General features: G+C 73.3%; 2 protein-coding genes and 1 pseudogene. All 3 read right to left on the bottom strand.

The window, feature by feature from the left end; translation table 11 throughout:
• Positions 1-1065: LysM peptidoglycan-binding domain-containing protein (locus tag RM812_RS41520; RefSeq protein WP_311586112.1), on the bottom strand; the 1065-nt coding region annotated here is incomplete at its 3' end.
• An 8-nt stretch (positions 1066-1073) separates the two neighbouring features.
• Positions 1074-1517 (bottom strand): pilus assembly protein TadG-related protein, encoded by a 444-nt coding sequence (locus RM812_RS41515; RefSeq protein WP_007490731.1) that lies wholly within the window; start codon positions 1515-1517, stop codon positions 1074-1076.
• 8 nt (positions 1518-1525) lie between these two features.
• Positions 1526-1804 (bottom strand): annotated as a pseudogene (locus tag RM812_RS41510) (pilus assembly protein); the annotation flags it as partial.

Genomic DNA, 1804 nt, shown 5'->3' with positions numbered 1-1804 from the left:
GGTGGAGGGCATGGTGTCCCGGTTGGTGTCGGAGCCGGCCGCGTCGCGGTCGGGGGCGGCGGGCTGCTCGGGCGGGGCCGTGTCGGACGGGTCCTTCGCGCTGTCGTCCTGCTCGGCGGGGGAGTCGTGGTCGCCGTCTTGTTCCTCGGCGGGCTTGTCCGGGGCGGGGGAGCCGGTGTGGGGCAGGGCCAGTTGCCATCCGGGGTGGATGTCGTCCGGGTCGGTGAAGGTGCGGCCGTCGGCCTGCTTCTTGCCCTGGTTGAGGCGGGCGATGTCCATGTAGTCCGCGGCGTCGCCGAGTTCGTCCTCGGCGATCTGGGAGAGGGTCTCGCCGGAACGTACGGTGTGCTCGCGGTGCCCGGCGTCCTCGGTGTGCTGCGCGTCCTGGGGCTGCGTGTGCTTCCAGTCCTTGGGCATGAGCAGCTTCCAGCCCGGCTGCAGGACACCGCGGGCGGAGAATGTCGTGCCGTCAACCATGGTGCGCCCGTCGTTGGCCTGCGCGATCTCCGTCCAGCGGTTGGCGTCGCCGAGCTCCTGCAGCGCGATCTTCGTGAGGCTGTCGCGGGGCTGGACGGTGTAGCTCGATGCGGACGCGGACGCGGCGGACTGCGGGGCGCTGGCGGGCGCGCTCTGCGGCGCCGCGGCGGTCACCGACGGAGCGTGTGCGGGGGCTGTATGGGACGGGGCGGCCATGGCGGCCTGGGCCGGCAGCAGGAGCAGGACGCCGCCGACCAGGGTGGCGGCCAGCCGCTGAACGCCCAGCGACGGCATGGACAGGCTCGGCCGGCCGCGCAGCTGCGCGGGGATCTCCAGCAGGGTGCACACGGCGAATACGGCCCAGCCGGCCCACCCACCGGCCATCACCACGGCGAAGAACGGCGCACCGAGGTTGCGGGACGTCATCAGGGCGGTGATCTCGTCCAGGGAGACCCCGTGCGGGAGCAGCACGCCGGTGAGGAACCACAGCAGGGCGGGCAGCCCGGCCAGCAGGGCGAGCAGGGCCAGGAGGCTGGCCAGGCCGCGCGCGAGGTTCGCGGCGAGGCTGCCGGAGCGGCGGGGTGTCATGGCAGGTCTCACTCCTCAGGGGCGCCGACGCCGTGGAGCAGCTCGGCCGAGGCGTGGCCTTCGACGTCCAGCGAGGGCTGGCCGAGGATCTGCAGGAAGACGGTGGGGCGTTGGGTGGTGACGTCGACGGTGATGGTGGTGCCGTTGCCGGCGACGGTGACGGTGCCGTCCACGCCGGCGGCGGACAGGTAGCGGCGGGCCTCGGCTGCGGCCTTGCCCGGGTCGAGGACGACGGCGTCGCCGGGAACGGCCTGGCTCTCGTCGATGGCCTGCGCGCCGGCCCGGGCGGCTTCGGCAGCGAGCGCGTCGGCGTGCTCGATGTCGCGCAGTTTGCCGCCCAGGTCGTAGGTGATCCCGAGCATGATCAGCAGGGGGATCACCATGAGGATCCACCACAGCGACAGGGAGCCGTCATCGGCGCGCAGCCGGGCGCGGAGCGGGTGAAGGCGCATCGGGAGTCTCATCGCTGGCGGTACCTGTCGATCACGGAGGTGAAGGACGACTCGACGGTCTTGGAGCCGAACCCGCTGCCGAGGTCGGCGAGTTGGACGGTGCACCGCACGCGTGCGGTGACCGCTCCGTACGCGCCGAGCGGGGCGGAGAAGCCGGAGGTGTCCACGGTCACGGACGTGCTCGAGCAGTGGAGCTTGCGTTCGGCGAACGCCGCCTGGGCCGCTGCCACGGCGCGTGGGTGGGCCTGGCCGGCGGTGCGGGCGAGGGAGGCCTCGCGGGCGGCGTC

The organism is Streptomyces lancefieldiae (genome assembly GCF_031845825.1).
Taxonomy (GTDB): domain Bacteria; phylum Actinomycetota; class Actinomycetes; order Streptomycetales; family Streptomycetaceae; genus Streptomyces; species Streptomyces lancefieldiae.
Note: the sequence above shows the minus strand (reverse complement) of the source record. Positions and strands in the feature narration are given on the sequence as shown.